This window comes from Streptomyces sp. NPDC007095 (assembly GCF_040634475.1).
Lineage (GTDB): Bacteria > Actinomycetota > Actinomycetes > Streptomycetales > Streptomycetaceae > Streptomyces.
Map to the genome: position 1 here is coordinate 1 of NZ_JBEYFS010000468.1, position 2,747 is coordinate 2,747.

The following is a 2,747-nucleotide window of genomic DNA, read 5'->3' on the forward strand; positions in this document are numbered from 1 at the left end:
GAGGGCCTGTGCCCGGCACGCCGAGAGCACGCACCTGACGCCGCAGGGCCCGCCCTCCGGGCGGACGACGGGAATTTGACGACAGGACCTAGCGGGCAAAACCCTTGCTACCGCAGTGAACTGTGAAGGCAAGAGGACCCTGACGGTGACCCTGAAGCCGACAGGATTCAGCTTCCCGCTGCAATGCGAGGACGGGAAAGTCAGTCCCACCTTCGATGAGATCGCACTGCCCGAGGGACACAAGAGCGCATATCTCCAGTTCACCGTCTCTTCGGTGGCCATCAAGTGGTCATTCGCGGCAGGCTGGGACCCGCGCCCTCCAAAACACGAGGGTGCCGACGGCTCGGCGTGAAAGTTTCACGTGAAACACTCCCCGATCCGGCTCGCCGTCCGGTTCCCGCCCCACTCGTCTCAGGCATTCCCCATACCGGCCAATGCCCAGGGCAGATCGAGGAGTTCCAGCTCCTGACCCGGACGGGCGCCGCCGGGCGGTACGACCGCGAGGGCGTCGGACGCCGCGATGCCCCGCAGCATGGCCGGACCGTTGTAGTGCAACGGCATGGCCCGGTCGGCACGCACCACGACGGGGATGAGCCGGGTGTCGTGCGGGTGCCCGTGGACCGTGCCCCCGAGGGGCAGTGTGTACGGCTCCGGCGCCACCCGGCCGGCCAGGATGCGCAGGAGGGGCTCGGCGAGCGTCAGCAGGCCGGAGACGGCCGCCAGGGGGTTGCCGGGCAGGCCGACGAGGTGCTGGTTCTCCTTGGTGCGGGCCAGGACCATGGGGTGACCCGGGCGGACCTTGACACCGTCCACGAGGAGTTGGGCGCCGATCCGGCTCAGGGTGGGGTGGACGTGGTCGACGGGGCCCGACGCGGTGCCCCCGGTCGTGACGATCAGGTCGGCGTCGGAGCGGGTGATCGCCTTGTGCAGGGCTTTGGCGTCGTCGCCCAGCCTGCGTACCGCGAGGACCTCGGCACCGAGCGCGCGCAGCCAGGGCGGCAGCATCGGGCCGAACGCGTCCCGGATCAGGCCCTCCTGGGGGAGCCCCTCGGTGAGCAATTCGTCACCGAGGACGAGGACTTCGGCGCGGGGGCGGGGGACCACGGTGAGCGTGTCGTATCCGGCGGCCGCGGCGAGGCCCAGCACGGCGGGGGTGACCAGAGCGCCGGCCGGCAGGAGCTGGTCGCCGCTGCGGCACTCCTGGCCACGGGGCCGGATGTCCTGCCCGTGCACGGCCTCCCGGGTGGCGTGCAGCCGCCCCTTGTCGTCGAGGTGCCCGTGCTCGCTGCGCAGCACGGCGGTGGCGTCCTGCGGGATGCGCGCGCCGGTGGCGATGCGCACCGCCTCGCCGTCGATGAGCGGCTCCGGCGTCGCGTGGCCCGCGAGTACCCGCTCCTCGCGGAGGTCCCAGGGGCCGGGTCCGGCGACCGCATAGCCGTCCATCGCGGAGGTGTCGAAGGAGGGGAGGTCGGTGAGCGCGGCGAGCGGGGCGGCGAGGACCAGGCCCAGGGCCGCGTCCAGGGACACGGAGACGGGGGCGCGCCGCGGGACGGAACGGGCGGCCCGCTCGGCGGTGGTACGGGCCTGGGGCCAGGGGGTGGCCGTGTGCCCGTCGCCCCTGCCCTTGGCGCCGGCGGGGGCGTGGGTGCGGTTCTCGCCCTCCGATGTGGGCGCGGGGACCGCGGGGGTGCCGTGGCCGTGCCGGGGGTCGGACGCGCTTCGGGGGTCCTTGACCAAGGCCAGGGCCTCCTCCACGTCGAGGTCGTCGGCGTCCTGACCGGGGGGCCTGGCGCGGGGCGCGTTCATCCGGCGTCGGGGGTCGGCTTGGCGTCTGAGGTCGGCTTGGCGTCGGGGGTGTCCTCGGCGGCCCAGCGGAGCGCGAGCGCCGCGGCCTTGCGGGATGCCTCCGCGACGGCCTCGGGGCCTCCCCCGGCCTGTGCGGCGGCGTACCCCACGAGGAACGTGGTCAGCGGCGCCGCGGGCCGGGCCACACCGTGCGCGGCGTCGCGGGCCACATCGAGCAGGAGGCCGGTGTCGACGTCCAGGTCGATGCCCAGCTCGTCCTTGACTGCGGAAATCCATTCGTCCAACACGTTCCCATGCTCCCTGATGCGGGCCCGGGCCGCGGCGATGTCGTCCCAGGTGTCGCAGTCGAAGGACGCGACGGGGTCGGAGATGCGGGTGAGGTCGAGCGCGGCGGTGAGCCGCCGCAGCGGCAGCCCGGTGACTCCACCGTGGGCGGCGGCGAGCGCGGCCAGCTCCCGGCGCAGGGCGTCCGCGCGGTAGGCCGCCACGAGCGGCTGGTCGCGGCCGTCGGGGTCGGTGAGCAGCACGCCGTCGGGTTGCGCCGGGCCCTTGGGGGCGTCGCCCGTCCGCAGGGCGTCCAGCAGGCGCCCTACCGTCACCCGGTCCAGGAACGGCAGGTCGGCGGAGAGCACCACGACGTGTTCCGCCGAGGTGTGCCGCAGGCCGGCGTCGAGCGCTGCGAGCGGTCCCCCTCCGGGCGGATCCTCGCGCGCCCACTCCACGGGCCGCGCGGTCTCTCTGGGCTGGGCGACGACCACCGTGGTGGTGGCGGTGGCGCAGGCGGCGAGCACCCGGTCGAGGAGCGGGCGCCCGCCCACGCGCAGACCGGGCTTGTCCGCGCCGCCGAGCCGGCCCGCCCGCCCCCCCCCCCGCGCCACCGGCGCCGTACGTGCTGACGCGGCCCGGCGGGAACCGGTCGCCCACGACGACCACACCCACGG

3 protein-coding genes are annotated in these 2,747 nt (G+C 74.7%); 1 reads left to right on the forward strand and 2 read right to left on the reverse strand.

The window, feature by feature from the left end; all coding sequences use genetic code 11:
- The first annotated feature begins 145 nt into the window (after positions 1-145).
- Positions 146-352 carry a hypothetical protein gene (locus ABZ656_RS57365; RefSeq protein WP_360280615.1) on the forward strand — a complete coding sequence of 69 codons (207 nt, stop codon included), beginning with the start codon at positions 146-148 and terminating at the stop codon, positions 350-352.
- Positions 353-411: 59 nt separating this feature from the next.
- On the opposite strand, the gene ABZ656_RS57370 is transcribed toward ABZ656_RS57365, so the two are convergent.
- Together ABZ656_RS57370 and ABZ656_RS57375 are read right to left on the reverse strand one after the other, a co-directional pair.
- Positions 412-1,806: a molybdopterin molybdotransferase MoeA gene (locus ABZ656_RS57370; protein ID WP_360280618.1), complete on the reverse strand. Its 1,395-nt coding sequence runs from the start codon at positions 1,804-1,806 to the stop codon at positions 412-414.
- On the reverse strand, positions 1,803-2,684 hold the full coding sequence (locus ABZ656_RS57375) for a DUF6457 domain-containing protein (protein WP_360280621.1): 882 nt from the start codon (positions 2,682-2,684) through the stop codon (positions 1,803-1,805). Before ABZ656_RS57375 ends, ABZ656_RS57370 begins: the two co-directional genes overlap by 4 nt.
- Positions 2,685-2,747: the final 63 nt, after the last annotated feature.

Bases quoted from the DNA above. Each gene is read 5' to 3' on its own strand.
- ABZ656_RS57370 (WP_360280618.1), bottom strand. From the start codon at position 1,806: ATGAACGCGCCCCGCGCCAGGCCCCCCGGTCAGGACGCCGACGACCTC.